This is a genomic window from Oceaniglobus sp. K40-3 (assembly GCF_055808395.1).
In genome coordinates this window covers 141377-162460 of record NZ_CM147868.1, presented here as the reverse complement: position 1 = coordinate 162460, position 21084 = coordinate 141377, and the positions used below count along the sequence as shown (strand labels likewise).

The window sequence follows — 21084 nt, the reverse complement described above, 5'->3', positions numbered from 1 at the left end:
AATGTTCCTGACCCGTATCAGCGTCAACGCACCCGTCTTTGCCACAATGATCATGGCCGCGCTTTTGGTGATCGGCAGCTATTCTTTCATGCGTCTGCCCATCGAACAATTGCCCGATGTCGATTTCCCGGTGGTCGCTGTGGTGGTCAGCTATCCCGGGGCGGCCCCCGAGGCGGTGGAAAGCGACGTTGTCGAACCCATCGAGGAGGCGGTGAACACGATCAGCGGCATTGATTACATTCAAAGCACATCGCGCGCGGGGCAGGCGATGGTGATCCTGTTCTTTGACATGGACGTGGACAGCTCGATCGCCATGCAGGATGTGCGCGACAAGATGGGCGGGCTTTCCGGCCAGTTTCCCGACAATGCCGATGATCCGTTGCTGTTCAAATTCGACCCTTCGGAACTGCCGGTTATCTCGCTTGCCGTCAGCGCCGACTCCATGTCGTTGCGCGATCTGACCGCCCTGACCGAAGACGTGATCGAGCCTCGGTTTTCGTCCATTCAGGGGGTCGGGCGCGCCAGCGTGGTGGGGGGCATTCCGCGCCAGTTGAATATCTTGATCGACCCCGACCGCCTGACCGCCTTTGGGGTGGGTGTGGCCGAGGTGACAGCGGCCCTCAGGCAGGAAAATCAGGATCTGCCCGCCGGTGCAATCCAGCAAGGCCTTGAGAAACAATCGATTCAGGTCGAAGGCCGGATCATCAACAGCGCCGATTTTCTGGATATCATCGTTGCGCGCCGGGGCGGTCAGCCGGTGCGCCTGCGCGATGTCGCCACATTGGTGGATGGCGAGGCCGAGGCAAACAGTATCGCCCTGTTGAACGGCGAAGCGGCACTGGCGGTGGATGTGGTCAAGACACAGGGCGCCAACACGGTTGAGGTGGCCAAAAAAATCCGCGCGGCGGCGGTTGCGCTGATGAACGATGATCTGCCCGAGGGGGTCAAGGTCGAGGTGGTGCGCGACAACGCCAAACCGGTCGAGGAAAGCTATCACGGGGTGCAGAACATGATGGTTGAAGGCGCGGTTCTGGCCGTGCTGATCGTGTTTCTGTTCCTCAATTCATGGCGTTCGACCGTTATCACTGGCCTGACCCTGCCGATTTCGGTGATCGGCACGATGACGGTGCTGTATTTCCTTGGCTTTACCCTGAACATCATGACGCTTCTGGCGCTGAGCCTTGCCATCGGTCTGTTGATCGACGATGCCATCGTGGTGCGTGAAAACATCATGCGGCATCTGCATATGGGCAAGACGCACCGGCAGGCCGCGCTGGACGGGACCAACGAAATCGGCCTTGCCGTGCTGGCCACCACCCTGTCGATTGTTGCGGTGTTCCTGCCTGTGGCCTTCATGGAAGGGATCATCGGCAAGTTTTTCCTGCAATTTGGCATCACCGTTTCGGTGTCGGTGCTGATTTCGCTGTTTGTCGCCTTCACTCTTGATCCGATGATGTCGGCGGTCTGGTATGACCCGTCGGCGCACCCCGGGGCCAAGCGCGGATTTGTGGGGCGGCAGGTGCAGAAGTTCGGCGATTTCTTTGACCGGCTGGCACTGGGGTATCGTTCGGTTTTGCGGTGGTCCTTGCGGCACCGCGTCACCACGCTGCTGATTGCGTTTCTGGCATTCGTTGGCAGTTTCTTCCTTGTGCCACTGGTTGGGGCCGAATTTGCCCCCGCCGTGGACAATTCCGAATTTCAGGTGGAGGTGGAAACGCCGGTGGGTTCATCGCTGGATTACACAGCGGCCAAGATTCGCCAGATCGACAGTGTGTTGCGCGCTTTCCCCGAAGTCACCGGGACATATGCGACGATCAACGGCGCCTCGTCCAATGGGGGCGAAAATGCCGCCACTGTTGCCGTCACCATGGTTGGCCCGTCCGAACGCACCCGCAGCCCGCAGGATATGACCGCCCCCGTCCGCCAGGCCCTGGCGCGCATCCCCGGGGTGGATGTGACCATCGGCGCGGCGGGCGGTCTGGGGGGTGTTGCCGCGCCGGTTCAGATCAACCTGTATGGTGATAACCTCGACGTGCTGGGGCCGTTGTCAAACCGTCTGGTACGGGCGTTGCAAACCATCGACGGGCTGGAGGATGTGACATCTTCCCTGGATGCCGCGCAGCCGGTGCTGGGGGTTCGGATCAACCGGGATGCCGCCAGCGATCTTGGCGTTTCCCTGCAACAGATCGGCGCCACACTGCGCCCGATGCTGGGCGGCGACGACGTAAGCGACTGGACCTCGCCCGACGGGCGCAGTTTTACCGTTACCGTGCGTCTGCCTGCCGAAATGCGTGACGATCTTGAGGTGTTGCGCGCCCTGCCTGTGGCGCAAAGCGGTGCGACGGGCAGTTCCGGCATGGTGCGGCTGGATCAGGTGGCCGACATCGTGCAATCTTTTGGGCCATCGGAAATCAAGCGGCGCGACCTGTCGCGTCAGGTGCTGGTCAGCGCAAACCTGTCGGGGGTCACTTTGGGCGACGTGATGCCAAAGGTACAGGCGGCGATGGACGATCTTGACGTGCCTATCGGGTATCGCGTGACGACCGGCGGCGATGCCGAGCAGCTGGCCGAAACCGCAACCGCCGCCGCCTCGGCGTTGGCGCTGGCGGTGATTTTCATCTATCTTGTTCTTGCCTCGCAATTCGGCAGTTTCCTGCAACCCGTGGCGATCATGTTTGCCCTGCCTCTGGCGTTGGTCGGGGTCATGCTGGGCCTTCTGGTCGGGGGATCGACGCTCAATATGTTTTCGATGATCGGGTTCATCATGCTGATGGGGCTGGTGGTGAAAAACGCGATCCTGTTGGTGGACAACGCCAATCAGCATGTGCGCGAAGGTGGCATGAACCTTTATGATGCCTTGCTTGAGGCGGGTCAGACGCGGTTTCGCCCGATCATCATGACGACGCTGGCAATGATTTTCGGGATGCTGCCGCTGGCGCTGAACATCCATCAGGGATCGGGGCAGAACGCGCCCATGGCCCATGCGGTGATCGGCGGGCTGATTTCGTCCACCATTCTGACGCTGGTGGTGGTGCCGGTGGTGCTGACCTATGTTGACAGCTTTGGCCGTATGGTGGCGCGGCTGTTTCCGGGGGCGCCGGATGATGCCCATGATCCCGTCGCCAACGAGGTGGCGCAGGATGCCTCTGGCAATTAAGTAATTGAAGGCCCGGCCTTGGTTGAATAGCGCAGGGCAGGCACATATGAATGCGCGTGGGCCGTCGGAGGGTTGGAATGCAGATCAAGGTTTTGGACCCAAGAGTGTTCGATTGGGGGCTACCGCGGTTTCAGACCAAAGGCGCAGCGGCCGTAGACCTGTTTGCCTGCGTCGATGATGTTCAGGCGATCAAGGCCCAGGAGGCGGCTGTTCTGATCAAATCCGGGATTGCGATCTCGTTTGATAATCTTGCGGTGGCTGGTCTTGTGCTGCCAAGATCCGGGTTGGGGCACAAGAAGGGCCTTGTTCTGGGAAATACAATTGGCCTGATTGATCCCGATTATGCGGGCGAGATTTTGATCAGTGTCTGGAACCGCAATCCGGCGGGTGCGCCACCCATCGAAATCCGCCCCGGAGAGCGGATTGGCCAGTTGGTTTTCGTTCCGATCGTGCGCCCCGCGTTCGACGTGGTTGATGAGTTCAGCCAGCAAACAACGCGCGGGGCAGGTGGGTTCGGATCGACCGGAAGCTGAAAAACGATTGCGGTTTGCCTGTCAGGACCGATGCAAGGGATTGGAAAGAATGAACGTCACCCGGTTTCCTGTCCTGCGTAAACCTTGCTGCGGGCCTGCGGGATGGTAATGGTTCTGATTCTTGGGGCCGTGCTGTGGGGCATTGGCGCGTTGGTGAAAATGCCCGTGGCGGCGCGCCAGGGCATGGTTGGGCTGCTGTTTCTTGCCGTCCTCGGGGTGCAGTTCGCGCTGCCCGTCGGGCACCCCTTGCGCGAATCCACGGGCGGATCGGCCGGCGAATGGTTGGTGCTGGCCGGTCTGGTGGCGCTGGTCTGGCTTTATTCCTTCGGGCTGCGGCGGCTCAGGGCGCGGGTGCGCCCTGAAAACCGGCCCGCCCCGGCCCCCACCGGGGCCTTTGGCGAGACCGAGCTTGAACGCTATGCCCGGCACATCATGCTGCGCGAAATTGGCGGGCCGGGGCAACGGGCGCTGAAACAGGCGCGCGTGCTGGTGATCGGCGCTGGCGGGCTTGGCTCGCCCGTGATGCTTTATCTGGCGGCGGCGGGGGTTGGCGCCATCGGGGTGATTGACGACGACGTGGTCGAGGCAAGCAATCTGCAACGGCAGGTCATCCACACCGACGCGCGGATCGGCATGCCCAAGGTGTTTTCCGCCGAGGCCGCGATGAAGGCGCTGAACCCATGGGCCGATCTGCGCCCTTATCACCGGCGCCTGACCGAGGATATCGCGCGGGATTTGTTTGCCGATTACGATCTGATTCTGGATGGCACCGATAATTTCGCCACCCGGTATCTGGCCAATCGCGTTGCCGCCGAACTGGGCCTGCCGCTGATTTCGGGCGCGCTGACCCAATGGGAAGGGCAGGTTTCGACCTTTCATCCGGCCAGTGGCGCGCCCTGTTATCAATGTATCTTTCCCGAAGCGCCGGCGCCCCATCTTGCCCCAAGCTGTGCTGAGGCGGGCGTTTTGGGGCCTTTGCCGGGCATGATCGGCACGATGATGGCGGGCGAGGCGATCAAGGAAATCACCGGCGCGGGGCAGGGATTGCGCGGGCGCATGGTGATCTGGGATGCGCTTTTTGCCGAAAACCGGGTGATCACGCTGACCCGGCGCGCCGATTGTCCTGTCTGCGGCGACGGGCAAGGGGTGGCACGCGGGGCGCCAGCACCCTAGGTAAAGGGAAACACCAACCGGAGCCATGCCCATGACCACCCCTCTTCTTGACGATTGGCAAACACCGTTCGGCCTGCCCCCGTTTGCCGACATCACCGACGATCAGTTCGGCCCCGCCTGCGACGCGGCGCTGGACGAGGCGCGCGCCAATATTGCCAAGATCAGCGGGCACCACGACGAACCGACATTCGCCAACACCATCGAGGCGCTGGAACTGGCAGAGCGCAAGCTGAGCCAAGTTCTGGGCGTATTCTATACCCTTGCCGGGGCCGATTCGAACCCGGCGCGCGAAGCGTTGCAGCGCGATTTTTCGCCCAAGCTGGCCGCTTATGGGTCGGAAATTACCATGAACACCGAATTGTTCGCGCGGATCGAGGCGCTTTGGCTGCAACGCGAATCCCTTGATCTGACCGAGGAACAGCAGCGGGTTCTGATGCTGACCCGGCGCAGTTTCGTGCGCCAGGGCGCCCAGTTGGAGGGGCTTGCCCGTGACCGTCTGGGCGTGGTGAAAGAGCGCCTTGCCGTTTTGGGCACGCAATTCACCCAGAATCTGCTGGCCGATGAACGGTCATGGTTCATGGAACTGAACGAGGGCGATCTCGAAGGCTTGCCCGGTTTCGTGGTGGCCAGTGCCCGGGCGGCAGGGCGTGAAAAGGGCGTGGATGGCCCGGTGATTACCCTGTCACGGTCGCTGATTGTGCCGTTCCTGCAATTTTCACCCCGCCGCGATCTGCGCGAACGCGCCTATGAGGCATGGGTGTCGCGCGGGGCCAACGGGGGTGAGACGGACAATCGCGATATTGCCGGTGAAATCCTTGCCCTGCGGGCCGAACGCGCGGGGCTTTTGGGCTATGACACCTTTGCCGAATACAAGCTGGAAACCGAAATGGCCGGCACACCGCAAGCGGTGCGCGATCTGTTGATGAAGGTCTGGGAACCGGCCCGCGCCGCCGCCGAGGCGGATTCCACGCGCCTGACCGCGATGATGCACAATGACGGGGCGAACGGCGATCTGGAGCCTTGGGACTGGCGCTATTATTCGGAAAAACGCCGGGCCGCCGAACATGATCTGGATGAGGCCGCGCTGAAACCCTATCTGCAACTGGATCGGATGATCGAGGCGGCATTTTCTTGTGCCAACCGATTGTTCGGGCTGGAATTTTCGCGCCTCGATGTGCCGATGTATCACCCCGATGTCCGGGCGTGGGATGTGACGCGCAATGGCGAACATCTGGCCGTGTTCATTGGTGATTATTTTGCCCGAGGGTCGAAACGCTCTGGCGCGTGGTGTTCGGCCATGCGCAGCCAGCAAAAGCTGGCCGGGGATATCCGGCCCCATGTGATCAATGTGTGCAATTTCGCCAAACCGGATGCGGGCGCGCCTGCGCTGTTGTCCTATGACGATGCGCGCACGTTGTTTCACGAGTTCGGCCATGCGCTGCATCAGATGTTGTCGGATGTGACCTATGAATCGATTTCGGGCACATCCGTGGCGCGGGATTTCGTGGAACTGCCCAGCCAGCTTTATGAACACTGGCTGGAGGTGCCAGAGGTTCTGGGTGAATTTGCCACCCATGCCGAAACCGGCGAACCGATGCCCAAGGAATTGCTGGAGCGTCTGCTGGCGGCTTCGACCTATGACATGGGGTTTTCGACCGTCGAATATGTCGCCTCGGCCCTTGTGGATCTGGCGTTTCATGATCTGGAGGATGCGCCGGGCGATCCCATGGCGCTTCAGGCTGAGGTGTTGGAGGATATCCAGATGCCCCGCGCCATTCGGATGCGCCATGCCACGCCGAATTTTGCCCATATCTTTGCGGGGGATGGATATTCGTCGGGATACTACAGCTATATGTGGTCCGAAGTGATGGACGCCGACGCCTTTGATGCCTTTCAGGAAGCAGGTGGCCCGTTCGACCCCGAGATGGCGAAATCGTTGGAAAAACACATCCTGTCGGCGGGCGGATCAAAGGATGCCGCCGCGCTTTATACCGCGTTTCGCGGGCGGATGCCGGGGGTAGAGCCTTTGTTGAAGGGGCGGGGGCTGCTGCCCGCCGGGTAGACGCTCAGTGTCGTCAGACCAGATGCAAAAACGCCCCGGAGATGATCCGGGGCGTTTCGTTTTGTATATGACGGCCGATTTAGTTGCTCATGCCGATCAGGCCCATGCTCTCAAGCTTGAGCAGGATCTTGTGGGCGCAATGGTCAACGTCGATACCGGTGGTTTCCACGCGCAGTTCAGGGTTTTCAGGCACATCATAGGGGTCGGAAATGCCAGTGAATTCCTTGATCTTGCCTTCGCGGGCCAGTTTATACAGCCCCTTGCGATCACGATCTTCGCAATCCTCGATCGAGGTGGCCACGTGGACTTCGACAAAGGCACCGAAGGTTTCGACATCTTCGCGTACCGCGCGGCGTGTCGCGGCATAGGGTGCAATGGGGGCGCAGATGGCGATGCCGCCGTTCTTGGTGATTTCCGAGGCAACATACCCGATGCGCCGGATGTTCAGATCACGGTGCTCTTTCGAGAACCCCAGTTCCGAGCTGAGGTTCTTGCGCACGATATCACCGTCAAGCAGTGTCACCGGACGGCCACCCATTTCCATCAGTTTCACCATCAAGGCGTTGGCGATGGTGGATTTTCCCGATCCTGAAAAACCGGTGAAGAACACGGTGAAACCCTGCTGGCTGCGCGGCGGCTTGGTGCGGCGCAATTCCCTGACGACCTCGGGGAACGAAAACCACTCGGGGATTTCAAGGCCCTCGGACAGACGACGGCGCAATTCGGTGCCCGAGATGTTGAGGATTGTGACATTGTCGCGATCCGCGATTTCATCGTTGGGTTCGTATTGGGCGCGTTCCTGCACATAGACCATGTGTTTGAAATCGACCATTTCGATGCCCATTTCGTCCTGATGCTTGCGGAACAATTCCTGTGCATCATAGGGGCCATAGAAATCAACGCCCTGGCTGTTTTTGCCCGGACCGGCGTGATCGCGGCCAACGATGATGTGCGTGCAGCCGTGGTTCTTGCGGATCAACCCGTGCCACAACGCCTCGCGGGGGCCGCCCATGCGCATGGCCAGGGGCAGCAGGCTCATGGTGGTGGTGGCCGACGGATATTTGTCCAGCACCGCCTCATAGCAGCGGACGCGGGTGAAGTGATCGACGTCGCCCGGCTTGGTCATGCCGACCGAGGGATGGATCAACAGGTTGGCCTGCGCCTCTTTCGCCGCGCGGAACGTCAGTTCCTGGTGGGCGCGGTGCAGCGGGTTGCGGGTTTGAAACGCGACAATGCGGCGCCAACCCATCTTGCGGAAATAGGCGCGCAATTCGTTCGGCGTGTCGCGGCGGGCCTTGAAATCATAGTGCACGGGCGGCTGAATGCCGGTGATCGGGCCGCCCAGATACACATTGCCGGCCTGGTTGTGCAGATAGTTGACGGTGGGGTGGGCGCTGTCGTCGGCGCCAAAGACGCCTTCGGCCTCTTTCGATTTGTTGGGCACCCATTTGTCGGTGATCGTCATGGTTGCCAGAATAACGCCTTCCTGATCGCGCAGGGCGATGTCCTGACCCAATTCAACGGTGTCTGCGTATTTGTCGGACACGTCCAGGGTGATCGGCATCGGCCACAGCGCGCCGTCGGCCAGACGCATATTCGCGACGACACCGTCGTAATCGGCCTCGCTCATGAACCCTTTCAGGGGGTTGAAGCCACCGTTCATCAACAGCTCCAGATCGCAGATCTGGCGTGGGGTCAGATCCCATGACATGAGATCGGCCGCTTCCATTTTGAGTTTTTGCGCACTGTCGAGCGACACGTAAAGCTCTGGGATGGGTGCCAGGTTGTTTTGCATGAATTTGGTCCTGTGTTTGAAAGGGGATAGGCCCGAAGCGGTGCCGGTCAGTTCTGCATGAAGTGCGTCGTATTCGGCAAACTTGCGGGCCAGAAATTGATCGGTGAGGCGGTTCTTTTCCGTCGCCCCGCGCGCGGTGATGGCGTAGGCATAGCGCGCCCGTTTGTCGGGCCCGTCGTGATCCGAGATGCTCACAAGCCTCTGTTCTTTGGCTTGTCGCAACAATGCGTTGAGCCGCCCCAGGGACACGCCGATGGCCTGCGCCATGACGCGCTGGGACGCACCGGGCACAAGATCCAGCTGCCGCAGCAGGCGGAACATCTGATCCTCCTGTTCAGAGGCGATTCTGGTGGGCGAGGTGGTCATTGGGACTCGGAAGTTTGTTCACGAATGAACAAATATATCAAAATCCGGCTGACGCAAGAAAAAACTTTGCCCGCGTGAGGGGAGACCTGGGTGTTGAGAATGGGCAACAGCCGCCCTGCCGTCAAAGACAGCAGAGCGGGCCGTGCCGTTTCGATTCAGCGGTGAGGTATCAGGCGCCTGCCGCCTCGGGGGCGCCGTGGCCCAAAGGCTCGGTCGTGTCCAGGCCGGATTGTTCGCCGTGTTCGGCCAGAAACCGCTCGGCCTCCAGCGCGGCCATACAGCCCATTCCGGCGCTGGTGACCGCCTGACGATAGATGTGATCGGTCAGATCACCGGCGGCAAACACCCCCGGAATCGAGGTGGCGGTGCTGTCGGGTTTCGTCACCACATAGCCGCCGAATTGGGTTTCCAACTGATCTTTCACCAATTCCGACGCCGGGGCGTGACCGATGGCAACAAAGAACCCCTTGCAGGGAATTTCGGTGATCTCGCCGGTTTTTACGTGTTTGGCACGCACCGCTTCGACCCCAAGGGGGGCTTCGGTGCCGGTGACTTCTTCGATCTGGTGATCCCAGAGGATTTCAACCTTGGGATTGTTCATCAGGCGGTGTTGCAAAATCTTTTCGGCCCGCAGTTCATCGCGCCGATGCACCAGCGTGACCTTGCTGGCGAAATTGGTCAGAAACAGCGCCTCTTCCACGGCAGTATTGCCGCCCCCGGCGACCACCACCTCGGCGCCGCGATAAAAGAACCCGTCGCAGGTGGCGCAGGCTGACACGCCAAAGCCCTTGAATTTCTCTTCCGATGGCAGGCCCAGCCATTTGGCCTGAGCGCCGGTGGCAAGGATCAGCGCGTCGGCGGTATAGGTGGTGCCGCTGTCGGTTTGCGCGGTGAAGGGGCGCTTGGACAGGTCAACGGATGACACATAATCCGATACGATCTCGGCGCCCATTTCCTTGGCGTGATGTTCCATCTTGACCATCAGGTCAGGCCCCATGATCGAGGCTTCGCCGGGCCAGTTTTCAACATCGGTGGTGATGGTCAACTGCCCCCCCGGTTGCAGCCCCTGAATAAGAACCGGCGACAGCATCGCGCGTGCGGCATAGACGGCGGCGGTATATCCGGCGGGGCCGGACCCGATGATCAAAACCTTGACGTGTCGCGTATCTGCCATGATGGCCCCCAAATCTGCGTTTCCCGGGCCGATATAGGGGCGCTTGGCGCGCGGGGAAACCCCCCGCCGCCCGGTTTGCCACCACGGCCCGGGCGTGGTGCAGTGGAATTAAGGATGTTGCGCAATGTTGAAACATTGTTGCGCCGTTCGCCTGTCTGGCGTAAGGTTCGGGCAATATTTTCAGAGGAAATCATGGCGTCAACCAAGCTCGACCCGATCGATCGCATGATTCTTGCCGAACTTCAGGCCGATGGCAGGATGACAAACGTGGAATTGGCCCGTCGCGTCGGCATATCCGCGCCGCCCTGTCTGCGCCGGGTGCGCACCCTGGAAGAGGCGGGATATATTCGCGGCTATCACGCCACGGTCAATTCCCGCGCCCTGGGGTTTGAGGTGCAGGTGTTTGCCATGGTCGGCCTGCAAAGTCAGGCCGAGACCGATCTTTCGGCGTTCGAGGCCCGCTGCCGCGACTGGCCGCTGGTGCGCGAATGCCACATGTTGAACGGTGAGGTGGATTTCATTCTGAAATGTGTCGCCCCCGACCTTTCAACCTTTCAGACATTCCTGACCGAACAACTGACCTCGGCCAGCAATGTGGCCAGCGTGAAAACATCGCTGGTGATCCGGGGCGCCAAGGACGACCCGGGTGTACCGTTCGAGGTGCTTGAGGAGCGGCTGAAGAAAGACGCGTAAAGCGCGCCTCAGTCTTCGGTTCGCTCCAGCGCGTCAAGGCGGGCCTTCAGCACATCGTTTTCTTCGCGGGCTTTCTGGGCCATGGCGCGCACGGCGTCGAATTCTTCACGGGTTACAAAATCGCGATCCGCCAGCCAACGGTCCATGACCGATTTCATCGCGGTTTCGGCCTCGGTTCGGGCGCCCTGTGCCACGCCCATGGCGTTGGTCATCAGTTGCGAGATGTCGTCAAATATCTTGTTGCGGGTCTGCATGGTGCTCTCCGGTCTGTGTTCCGGTGTTATATGGTCTGGCGGCGCGCAATTCTCAAGGTTGACTTCGCCCTCACTTGGGGGTGTTTCATGCGCCCATGATGCACGCGATCCCATTCCCCGATATTCACCCCGAGATTTTTTCAATAGATCTGGGCGGTTTTACCTTTGCTTTGCGCTGGTATGCGCTGGCCTATATCGTTGGCATCCTTCTGGGGTGGCGATTGGCGGTGATGGCGGTGCGGCGGCAATATCTGTGGCCCGGCAATCTGGCCCCGATCGAACCCGAGGCGGTGGAAGAACTGATCACCAGCGTGATTCTGGGCATCATCCTTGGGGGGCGGCTGGGCTTTGTCCTGTTTTACGAACCGGCCCATTACCTGAGCAACCCATGGGAAATCCCGATGATCTGGAACGGCGGGATGTCGTTTCACGGCGGGCTTTTGGGGGTGACGCTGGCCGGGCTGTGGTTTGCGTGGCGGCGCGGTATCCGGGTGCTGAGCGTTGGTGACATTATGGCGCTGGGCACGCCGCCGGGGCTGTTGTTGGGGCGGCTGGCGAATTTCATCAACGCCGAACTGTGGGGGCGGCCCACGGATTTGCCCTGGGGGTGATTTTCCCCGGTCAGGCCGCGCAGGATTGCGGGTTGGCTGCGGGCCAGTGCGCGCGCCATCCCTCGCAGCTTTACGAGGCGGGGCTTGAGGGGCTGGTGCTGGGTGCGCTGCTGATTGCGCTGGTGTTCGGGGCGCGGTGGCTGAAAACGCCGGGGGCGGTGATGGGCGTGTTCCTTGTGGGCTATGGCGCCGCGCGGATGTTTATCGAGCTGTTCCGTCAGGCCGATGCCCAGTTTATCACCGCGACCAACCCCATGGGATATGTGGTGCAATTCGGCGGTGCGGGCCTGTCCATGGGGCAGGTTCTGTCGCTGCCGATGATTGTTCTGGGGTTGGCGCTGATTGCCTGGGCACGGGGCCGGGCACGGTGACGCCGCTTGACCAAATCCTGCGGCGCCAGATCGCGATTCAGGGTCCGTTAAGCATTGCCGAGTATATGAATACCTGCCTGCTCCACCCGGAACACGGCTATTACACCACGCGCGATCCGTTTGGCGCGGCGGGCGATTTTATCACCGCGCCTGATATCAGTCAGGTGTTTGGCGAATTGATCGGCCTGTGTCTGGCACAGGCGTGGCTGGATCGCGGATCGCCCGCGCCTTTTGCGCTGGCCGAACTTGGGCCGGGGCGTGGCACGCTGATGGCCGATGCCCTGCGCGCCACGCGCGGGGTGCCGGGGTTTCACGCGGCAATGCAGGTGCATCTGGTCGAGGCATCGCCGGTGCTGCGCGGCCAGCAGGAACAGGCGTTGGCAGGCTATGCGCCCCATTGGCACGATTCGGTTGTTGATCTGCCCGATTTACCGCTTTTTCTGGTGGCCAATGAATTTTTCGACGCCCTGCCGATCCGGCAGTTTTTGCGCAGCGGTGATGCCTGGCGCGAACGGGTGATCGGGGTGCGCGACGATGCGCTGGTCTTTGGCCTGACCGATCCGGTGGCGCCGCCGGTGCTGATCGACCGGCTGACTGATACCGCCGAGGGGGATCTGGTGGAAATCTGCCCCCCGCCGCGGCTTTGGCCGAGCATATCGGCGGGCGGATTTTGGCCCGGGGTGGTGTGGCGCTGATCGTGGATTATGGCGCGGCGCAGTCGTTGGGTGATACATTTCAGGCGGTGCGCGACCATCAAAAGGTGCCCCCCTGAGCGCGCCGGGGCACTGCGATCTGACGGCCCATGTCGCCTTTGGCCCCATGGTGCAGGATGTGCCCTGCCGCGTGGCGCGGTTGACGGAACAGGGGGCCTTTCTTGATCGGTTGGGCAGTGGCCCGCGCCATGGCGCGCTGGCCCGGGGCCGGGACGATGCGGTGATCGAAGCACTGGTCAGGGCGCATCGGCGGTTGACCCACCCGTCAGAAATGGGACAATTGTTCAAGGTGCTGGCGTTGTACTCGGACGATGGGCCAGCCCCCGGAGGGACCGAGGCATGACCATCGAACTGATCACCGCCGAAAGCCTGATGCCGCTGACCCATGGGTTTTTCACCCGGCGCGGCGGTGCGTCGTCTGGGGTGTTTCAGGGGTTGAATTGCGGCAAAGGTTCATCCGATCAGGCCGATGTGGTGCGGATCAACCGCGCCCGGGTGGCCGAAACCATGGGTGTCGCCCCTGAGGCGCTTATCACCCTCAATCAGGTGCATTCTGCCGATGTGGTTCATGTGACCGGCCCTCTTGACGGTGCCGCACTGCCCCGGGCCGATGCCATGGTCACCGCCACGCCGGGTCTTGCCCTGGGTATATTGACCGCCGATTGCCAGCCGGTGTTGTTCGCCGATGCCGAGGCGGGTGTGATCGGCGGTGCCCATGCGGGGTGGAAGGGGGCGATCGGCGGGGTGCTTGAGGCGACGGTTGACGCAATGGTTGCGTTGGGCGCACGCCGCGAGGGGATCGCGGCGGTCATCGGTCCGGCGATCAGCCAGCGCAACTACGAGGTTGGCCTTGAATTTCTTGAAACCTTTTTAGACGAAGACCCCGACCATGCCCGTTTTTTTGCCCAGGGCGAGGGGGACAAGGTGCAGTTTGATCTGCCGGCCTTCGGGCTGTTTTGTCTGCGGCGCGCCGGAATCGCGCGGGCGGAATGGACGCGCCATTGCACCTATGACGAGCCGGACAGGTTTTATTCCTATCGGCGCAGCGTCCATCGCCGAGAGGCGGATTATGGCAGGCTGATTTCGGTTATCCGGCTTTAACAGGGGGAATTGCGGCGCGGCGCTGCCAATTGTGGCGGGATTCCGACGCACCTGCCCAGATGTTACCCCTGATGGCCCTGAAATGAACCAATCGTTAACCTTAATGCGCCTTGGGGCCGCCCGATTCAGAGGCGAAAAAGGATCATCGAATGAAGCAACGGCCCCAACCGGCCACCCGAGCAGAAAGTTAGGAACAGATCATGGCTATCAAGCGTCGTTGGTTGCAGAGTGCCCTGGAAGAAACCAAGAAGCCCCAGCCGAAAATGCCGTGGCAAAGCCGCAAGATGGCAACCGCGATGCCGAAAGTGGCGGCATTGGTTGATACACGCAGCAGCGCCACTGCCTGATCCTCAGATTATTTCGTGATGCAGAGCAAAGGCGCCGATGGGCGCCTTTTGTATGTGATACGGGCCAATCGTTTCGATGCCGCCAACGATGGATCGCACAGCGCCACATTGTGTGCGATCCATGCTAAATACTGATGATGGGCAGGAAACGGTATTGGCCAGAGCCTATGGATTGTTAACCTAAATTTTTGAATTCATACAATTATTTTGACTTTGGAGGTCGATTCTGCCATGACTGACAAACCAACTGCACATTCGGTGGGGGCCGATGCAGTGTGGACAGACCGAAAGGCTGCTCGCATGACATACTCCCGCCACGCGCTTCCGGGCGCGGCTTCTGGTTCGGTCTCTACCCAATGGACAGTTCGCAGGCGCGCAGCGCCCCGTGTCGAACACCGTCCGACGCGCCGGTTTTCGGTGCAATGGATTGATCGCGCTGGTAACTTCGATGACCTGAACAAACTGGCGCCGGCCATGCCCCTGTTTGAAGGTGCGTTCTCTGCATTCGGGCGGGGCGCCCTGATTCCCACCATCGACGGCCCCGTTGCCATCGAAGATCTGTTGCCGGGCACCCTTGTGGAAACCACCACCGGAATTGCGCCGCTGATGTGGGTTGGCGCCATGACCGTGGCGCCGGGCAGCGCCGCACAGGAGGCGTCACCGCTCAGAATGTACCGGGTGGCATCCGATGCTTTTGGCCTTGGGCGGCCAATGCCCGATCTGTTGCTGGGGCAGGGCGCGCGGCTGTTGAACCGGGGGCCTTCGGTGCGCGCACAGCACGGCACCGACGCCGTGCTTGAAACCATTTCCTCGATGGCTGACGGGATGAGCGTGATCGAGATTTACCCCGTATCAACCATTCAGACCTATCATCTGGGGTTCATGTCCCACCGCACCCTTTTGGCAAATGGTGTGGAGGTGGAAAGCATGCACCCCGGGGCGATCAACCCCGGCCGGATTGATCCGGTTCTGATGACGCTTTATCTGTCGATGTTTCCCCATGTCCGCCAGATTGGCGATTTCGGACGATTGTGTTATCCGCGTGTTGGCAACGAATCCGGTGAAGGGGTATACGCCGCCTGACGGCAGGGCGTCTTTGTCCGCGCAATGCAGCAAAGCCACGGTGTGTATCGGTTTCGGCGTCACATCTTGTGGTGTTCGCGGGGTTCAGTCTCTATCAGCCTTGCTTGACAGCCCGCCCCCGGGCCGTGAGATGAAGGACGACAGGTGACGCATACTCCGTTGAACCAACCCGATGACGAGGCGCAGGGCCTTTCTGCCCTGTCTGTCATTCGCAAACATGCGGCGGTTCTTGTGACCGTCGTATTGTTCGCGGCGGGGGCTTACGCCCTTTACCGGCTGTTGTCGCCGCTGAATTTGCACGAGGTGATGGCCAGCCTGCGGGCGGCGTCGTGGCATTCGATCATTGCGGCGATCGGGGCGACGGTTGTGGGATATGTCGCGCTGGTCGGTTATGACTGGTCGGCGCTGCACCATATCGGCAAACGCCTGCCGCTGCCCGCGATCCTCATGGGCGGGTTTCTGGGCTATGCCTTTGGCAATACCATCGGGCTAAGCGCGGTTTCCGGTGGCGCTGTGCGGTACAGGATATATTCGGCGCTGGGGCTGGATGCCTATGACGTTGCGGCCATCGCATCCTTTGCGGCCCTGTCCTATGGGATCGGCGCGACGCTGATCGGGTTGGGTGCGCTGGCCTGGCACCCGGGCGATTTGCGCGACATCGTGGCGATTGCGCCCGAAACGGTCAGGCTGTGGTCACTGGTCATTCTGGTGTTTGCATCGGTGATATTGATTGCGCTGGCCATATGGGGTGGGCGTTTGCGGCTGGGGCGGTTCGTGCTCAAGGCGCCGTCGCTGGGGATACTTGGTGCGCAGCTGGTGTTTACCGGGGTCGAGATATGCATGGGCACGCTTGTGCTTTATGTTCTGCTGCCTGATGGCGCATTGCCGTTTTCCAACCTTGTGATCGTCTATTCCATCGCCACCATGGTCGGGATCGCCAGCCATGTTCCCGGTGGTGTCGGCGTATTTGAAAGCGTGGTGATCGCAGCCTTGCCGGGCCATGTTGCCCTGAACGACGCGGTGACGGCGCTGTTGTTGTTCCGTCTGATCTATTTCTTGCTGCCGTTCATTGTGGCGCTTGCGGGCATGTCGGTGGTCGAGGCGTGGTCGGTCACGGGGCGCCGGCTTCCCCGGGTGGGTGCCCTTGCGCCGGTTCTGGCGGCGGGCATGGGCATTGTGCCGGTCGCCATGGGGTTTCTGGTGCTGGCGTCGGGGTTGTTCATGATGCTGGCGGGGCTGTTGCCCAACCCCGAGGCGACGGCGGAAGATCTTGAATCGATCCTGCCTCTGGCGATGCTGGAGGGCGGCGCGTTGGTGTCCAGCATTCTTGGGGCGTTTCTGGTGGTGCTGTCGGTCAGCCTGTTTCGCAAGTCACGTCAGGCCTTCTGGATTGTTGTCTGGCTCTTGGCTGTCGGGATTCTGACGGCGGCGATCAAGACTCAGGACATGGAGCGGGTTGCGCTGCTCACCTTCATGCTTGTGGTGCTTTTGCCCTATGGCGGCGCGTTCACCCGGACGGCCCGGATTGCCCAGGGGCTGTGGTCGGTGCAATGGGTGGGAATGATCGTGGCGGTCGTTTTTGCGCTCGGCCTGACCTGGCTGCTGGTTCATGCGAATGCGGAGTCGTCCGGTGTTGCATGGTGGCAGTTCGGCAAGGATGTGCCAGCACTTACGGCGGGGCGGGCCGGGTTGGCGGCGGTTGTGGTTCTGGCCCTTGCAGTGCTGTCGTCGGCCCTGCGCACGGCACGCGTACGGATGCGCGCACCCGACCCCGACGCGCTGGACGAGGCGCAGCGGATCATTGCCGTCCATGGGCAAGGGGGTGATATGCTGGCGCTGACCGGCGACAAGATGCTGATGTTTGCCGAAGATGGCGGCGCGGTCCTGTCTTATGGGGTCAAAGGGGCATCCTGGATCGCCCTTGGCGCCCCGACCGGAACCGGCGGCGCCCGGGCCGAACTGGCCTGGGCGTTCCACGATGCCGCCCGGGCCGCCGGGGCGCGCCCGATGTTTTATGAAACCCCGGCCTCGTTCACCCAGACCGCTCTGGATATGGGGCTGTCGCTTCACAAGATGGGCGAAGAGGCGGTCGTGCCCCTCGGTGCCTTTTCGCTGGATGGCCCCGCGCGCAAAAAGCTGCGCACCACCTTTACCCGTGCCGGGCGCGACGGCCTGACCCTTGATATTCTGCGCCCGCCTCATGCCGAGGCGGTGATTGCGCAGCTCAGGGCAATCTCTGACGAATGGCTTGCGCTGCACGCGGCCCGGGAAAAGCGGTTTTCCGTGGGCCGGTTTGATGCAGCCTGGCTGGCGCGGTGCCGCATTGCCGTGGTGCGCGCGGGTGATGAAATCGTCGCCTTTGGCAATATCCTTGAGGCTGGACAATCGCGCACCGCCGCCATCGACCTGATGCGCCACATCGGCGACGCGCCGCCCAACACCATGGAATTCCTGTTTACGGCCCTGATGCTGCGCCTGAAGGATGAAGGCTGTGCCAGTTTCAGCCTCGGGATGGTTCCCTTTGCGGGGCTGGTCACCCACCCGGGCGGGGTGAAACATGGCGATCTGTGGATCCGGTTCGGGACGTTGATCTATGAACGCGGTGGCAAGTTTTACAACTTCGAAGGATTGCGCCGGTTCAAGGCCAAGTTCGACCCGGAATGGCACCCGCGCTATTTGTGTTGTCGCACCGTTTTGCCGCCGGTTGCCCCCCTTGCCGATGCTGCGTTGTTGATTGCCGGGTCGGCACGGGGCATCATCGGCAAATAAGCCGTGGCATCACGGCCCGGTTATTGTTGAAAGTTACGCCATGGTTTTGCGGCCCCGTTTTTTGTTTCTGGCCCTGTTGGCAGGGGCGCTGATTGCGACCGCAGGTGCCCCTGCCGCCGCCGACACCTTTCGTGCGTTGCTGGGGGGCGGGTTCTTGGCACGCTGGAGTTTCAGCCGGGCCTGTTGCGTACCACACTTGATAACACGCCGCTGGGTGTGGGTGACGGTGTGTTTGAGGGGCGTTCGCGCCCCGTAACAACCGAGGCCGGCCAGCGGGTGCTGCAATATACCGGCAACAGCCGCTCCTCCAGTGAAACGCGCCAGATTTCGGTGCTGTTGAAAAAAGGCGGGGTGCTGGGCGTCACGGTGGCCCCGGCAAGCGAACGTACGGCTCTGTCGGATGCCGCCAAGGTGCCTGCCGGCGTGCTTGATCCGGTGGCCGCATTCGCGCGGATGATCGGCGCGGGCGATTGTCCGGCGGTGTTTCGCATTTATGACGGGCGGCGCGTTATTCAGGTATCGCCCAGGGGCGCGGTGGCCGATGGCAGCCGCAAGACCTGCAACATGGCCTATGACGTGATTGCGGGGCCGGGGCATCTTTCGCCATTCCGGTTCAAGTCGCTGAACCTGGATCTGACCTATGATCGTGGTGCGCTGGTGGAAATGGATGTCAGCACCGGCCCCTTTACCTTGCGGCTGGTGCGCTAGGTTAGGGGAAAGGAGGCGCCAATGCCCCATGATCACAACCACGACCTTGACGTACATTCCGGCGACCGCCGGGTTGCGTTGGCGATTTTTGCCAACCTTGCCCTGACCTTTGCGCAACTTGTCGGCGGAATACTGGCGGGCAGTCTGGCCCTGATCGCCGATGCGCTGCACAATTTTTCGGATGTCGCATCGCTTGTTATCGCATTTGGCGCGCGCAAGATCGCCCGCCGCCCCGCTGACGGGCGGATGACCTTTGGCTATGGCCGGGTCGAGGTGGTGGCGGCGCTGATAAATTATACCACGCTGATCATCGTCGGGGTGTATCTGATCTATGAAGGGGGGATGCGGTTTATCGACCCGCCCGAAGTTGCCGGGTGGCTGGTCGTGGTGCTGGGCGCCGTGGCCCTGGCCGTGGATACGGTGACCGCGCTGCTGACCTATTCGATGCAGAAGGGCAGCATGAACATCCGGGCGCTGTTCTTGCACAACCTGTCCGATGCCCTCGCCTCGGTCGCGGTGATTATCGGCGGGACATTGATTTTGCTCTATGATCTGCGCTGGGTCGATCCGGCGATCACGATTTTGATTGCGGCCTATATCCTGTGGCTGGCCTTCAGTGAAATCGGCGGCACCATTCGTCTGCTGATGTTGGGCAGCCCGCCCGACATCGACACCGATGCCGTGATTGATGCGGTCGCCGCGATTGATGGGGTAAGCGAGGTTCATCACGCCCACGTCTGGCAGATGCAGGAACATGCGGCTGCACTTGATGCCCATGTGGTGATTGACCCGGCCCGCTGGTCAGAGGCCGATGACATCAAGGCGACCATCAAGGCCTGTCTGTCGAAACGTTTCGCCATTTCCCATTCCACGCTGGAGTTTGAGCGGGCCGACCACGCCTGCCCCGATCCCGCCCGGATCGGCCGCGGCGCGGTGGGATCGTGACAAAGCCCGGCAGGCTGTAAAATACTGCAAAACCTGCTGTCACGCTACAACAGGCGCAGTTATCCACGCTTTCCCGCTTTTATCCCCAATAAAAAGCTTTACAGGTGATTCCATTGGCCACACCATATCTGGTAAGGACGGCATATAGGCACCGCCGTACTTAGGCAGAACACCCAAGCTGTGGTGGGGGCGACGCTCCGAAATCAGCGATAACAAAACACGAGGCCAACATGTCGCTAGCAGAGCAGTACTTCGAGTCCGAAGATCTTCACCCTATCGATATCGTCGAAACCCTGGCGGAACATCACGCGTGGGAATTTGACCGCGTCGCCGATGACCAGATCGCGATGGCGGTCGAGGGGCAGTGGCGGACATATTCCATCACCCTGGCCTGGTCGGGGTATGACGAAACCCTGCGCCTGATCTGCACCTTCGAGATGGAGCCGCCCGACGACAGGCTGCCACAGCTTTACGAGGTGCTGAACGCCACCAACGATCATTGCTGGTCGGGTGCGTTTACCTTTTGGCCCGCGCAAAAACTGATGGTTTATCGCTATGGTCTGGTGCTGGCGGGTGGTCAGATGGCCGGGCCAGAGCAGATTGACACGCTGATCAAGGCGGCGGTTCTGTCGGCCGAGCGGTTTTACCCGGCGTTTCAACTGACGGCCTGGGGCGACAGCACCCCCGAAGACGCCATGCAGGTTGCCATTGCCGAGGCCTATGGCCGGGCCTGACGCGGCGGATTAACCAAAAGGTTAACAAAAGGTTAACAAAGGCGGCTGTCCGGGTTATTTATAGGGATGCCCTATGAACTCGAACTTGCCGCGATCCTATGCTCTTTCGTCCTTGGGGGCGATGTCGAGGTCAGCCATGGATATTCCGTGGGGTATGATCTGCACCGTATCCGGGTGGATTGCGAAACCGATATGCAGGTGGTCGAGGTGGGGCTTGATAAACGCTCCTCGCTGGATTCCGTGCAGCAGGCGCTGTTTGCCGCGTCCCTGACCGGCAAAACGCCGGTAGTGGCAATGATCGACACCGACGGACGCGAGGGGCCGTTTGAGTTGCGCATTCGCACGGCGGCGCGGATGGCCGGGGTGCGATACGACAGCTATCATATGAATGCGCTGATCCGGTTGCAGATGACATCCTGGATGCGCGCCCGGAATCTGGCTTTGCCGGGGTCGTAGCCCTGTGAAAATCGCGCCTTTACCTCGTGGCGTGGCGCA

At 61.2% G+C, this 21084-nt stretch carries 16 protein-coding genes and 2 pseudogenes; 15 read left to right on the top strand and 3 right to left on the bottom strand.

The features are described from left to right. The first annotated feature begins 1 nt into the window (after nucleotide 1). The 4 genes from AC0L7P_RS00860 to AC0L7P_RS00845 all read left to right on the top strand — a co-directional run bounded on the left by AC0L7P_RS00860 (nucleotide 2) and on the right by AC0L7P_RS00845 (nucleotide 6925). Nucleotides 2–3157, top strand: coding sequence for an efflux RND transporter permease subunit (locus AC0L7P_RS00860; RefSeq protein ID WP_473434079.1), 3156 nt, complete (start codon nucleotides 2–4; stop codon nucleotides 3155–3157). Between the two features lie 77 nt (nucleotides 3158–3234). Further along, the gene (dut, locus tag AC0L7P_RS00855; RefSeq protein WP_473434078.1) at nucleotides 3235–3690 is read left to right on the top strand and encodes a dUTP diphosphatase; all 456 of its coding nucleotides are present in this window, start codon (nucleotides 3235–3237) and stop codon (nucleotides 3688–3690) included. 102 nt (nucleotides 3691–3792) lie between these two features. Further along, a complete protein-coding gene (locus tag AC0L7P_RS00850) occupies nucleotides 3793–4863 on the top strand; it encodes a HesA/MoeB/ThiF family protein (protein WP_473434077.1) in 1071 nt (356 codons plus the stop codon). A 31-nt stretch (nucleotides 4864–4894) separates the two neighbouring features. Then, nucleotides 4895–6925: a M3 family metallopeptidase gene (locus AC0L7P_RS00845; RefSeq protein ID WP_473434076.1), complete on the top strand. Its 2031-nt coding sequence runs from the start codon at nucleotides 4895–4897 to the stop codon at nucleotides 6923–6925. 79 nt (nucleotides 6926–7004) lie between these two features. Here AC0L7P_RS00845 and AC0L7P_RS00840 read toward each other — a convergent pair whose 3' ends face one another. Then, the gene (locus tag AC0L7P_RS00840) at nucleotides 7005–9041 is read right to left on the bottom strand and encodes a bifunctional sulfate adenylyltransferase/adenylylsulfate kinase (protein WP_473434075.1); all 2037 of its coding nucleotides are present in this window, start codon (nucleotides 9039–9041) and stop codon (nucleotides 7005–7007) included. 214 nt (nucleotides 9042–9255) lie between these two features. Next, complete coding sequence (gene trxB / locus AC0L7P_RS00835; RefSeq protein WP_473434074.1) at nucleotides 9256–10260, bottom strand: thioredoxin-disulfide reductase; 1005 nt, start codon at nucleotides 10258–10260, stop codon at nucleotides 9256–9258. 192 nt (nucleotides 10261–10452) lie between these two features. Here trxB and AC0L7P_RS00830 point away from each other — a divergent pair, with 192 nt between their 5' ends. Next, entirely contained in the window at nucleotides 10453–10953 is a 501-nt protein-coding gene (locus AC0L7P_RS00830) for an Lrp/AsnC family transcriptional regulator (RefSeq protein ID WP_473434073.1), read from the top strand. An 8-nt stretch (nucleotides 10954–10961) separates the two neighbouring features. Here AC0L7P_RS00830 and AC0L7P_RS00825 read toward each other — a convergent pair whose 3' ends face one another. Then, complete coding sequence (locus tag AC0L7P_RS00825) at nucleotides 10962–11207, bottom strand: accessory factor UbiK family protein (protein ID WP_473434072.1); 246 nt, start codon at nucleotides 11205–11207, stop codon at nucleotides 10962–10964. Nucleotides 11208–11302: 95 nt separating this feature from the next. On the opposite strand from AC0L7P_RS00825, the pseudogene lgt reads away from it, so the two are divergent. The 10 genes and pseudogenes from lgt (at nucleotide 11303) to AC0L7P_RS00775 (ending at nucleotide 21045) form a co-directional block, all read left to right on the top strand. Further along, a pseudogene (gene lgt, locus AC0L7P_RS00820) lies at nucleotides 11303–12189 on the top strand (prolipoprotein diacylglyceryl transferase). Continuing rightward, nucleotides 12186–13245 (top strand): annotated as a pseudogene (locus tag AC0L7P_RS00815) (class I SAM-dependent methyltransferase). Before lgt ends, AC0L7P_RS00815 begins: the two co-directional pseudogenes overlap by 4 nt. Further along, nucleotides 13242–14003: a peptidoglycan editing factor PgeF gene (gene pgeF / locus AC0L7P_RS00810; RefSeq protein WP_473434071.1), complete on the top strand. Its 762-nt coding sequence runs from the start codon at nucleotides 13242–13244 to the stop codon at nucleotides 14001–14003. The pseudogene AC0L7P_RS00815 and the gene pgeF overlap by 4 nt, the downstream one beginning before the upstream one ends. 200 nt (nucleotides 14004–14203) lie before the next feature. Continuing rightward, complete coding sequence (locus tag AC0L7P_RS00805; RefSeq protein ID WP_473434070.1) at nucleotides 14204–14350, top strand: hypothetical protein; 147 nt, start codon at nucleotides 14204–14206, stop codon at nucleotides 14348–14350. A gap of 474 nt (nucleotides 14351–14824) precedes the next feature. After that, nucleotides 14825–15433, top strand: coding sequence for a Hint domain-containing protein (locus tag AC0L7P_RS00800; protein ID WP_473434069.1), 609 nt, complete (start codon nucleotides 14825–14827; stop codon nucleotides 15431–15433). A gap of 144 nt (nucleotides 15434–15577) precedes the next feature. Continuing rightward, nucleotides 15578–18202 carry a bifunctional lysylphosphatidylglycerol flippase/synthetase MprF gene (gene mprF, locus AC0L7P_RS00795; RefSeq protein WP_473434068.1) on the top strand — a complete coding sequence of 875 codons (2625 nt, stop codon included), beginning with the start codon at nucleotides 15578–15580 and terminating at the stop codon, nucleotides 18200–18202. A 183-nt stretch (nucleotides 18203–18385) separates the two neighbouring features. Continuing rightward, nucleotides 18386–18910 carry a hypothetical protein gene (locus tag AC0L7P_RS00790; protein ID WP_473434067.1) on the top strand — a complete coding sequence of 175 codons (525 nt, stop codon included), beginning with the start codon at nucleotides 18386–18388 and terminating at the stop codon, nucleotides 18908–18910. 21 nt (nucleotides 18911–18931) lie between these two features. Then, nucleotides 18932–19855 (top strand): cation diffusion facilitator family transporter, encoded by a 924-nt coding sequence (locus AC0L7P_RS00785; RefSeq protein WP_473434066.1) that lies wholly within the window; start codon nucleotides 18932–18934, stop codon nucleotides 19853–19855. Between the two features lie 230 nt (nucleotides 19856–20085). Then, nucleotides 20086–20589: a type III secretion system chaperone family protein gene (locus tag AC0L7P_RS00780; RefSeq protein WP_473434065.1), complete on the top strand. Its 504-nt coding sequence runs from the start codon at nucleotides 20086–20088 to the stop codon at nucleotides 20587–20589. A 66-nt stretch (nucleotides 20590–20655) separates the two neighbouring features. Beyond that, a complete protein-coding gene (locus AC0L7P_RS00775; protein WP_473434064.1) occupies nucleotides 20656–21045 on the top strand; it encodes a hypothetical protein in 390 nt (129 codons plus the stop codon). Nucleotides 21046–21084 lie beyond the last annotated feature (39 nt).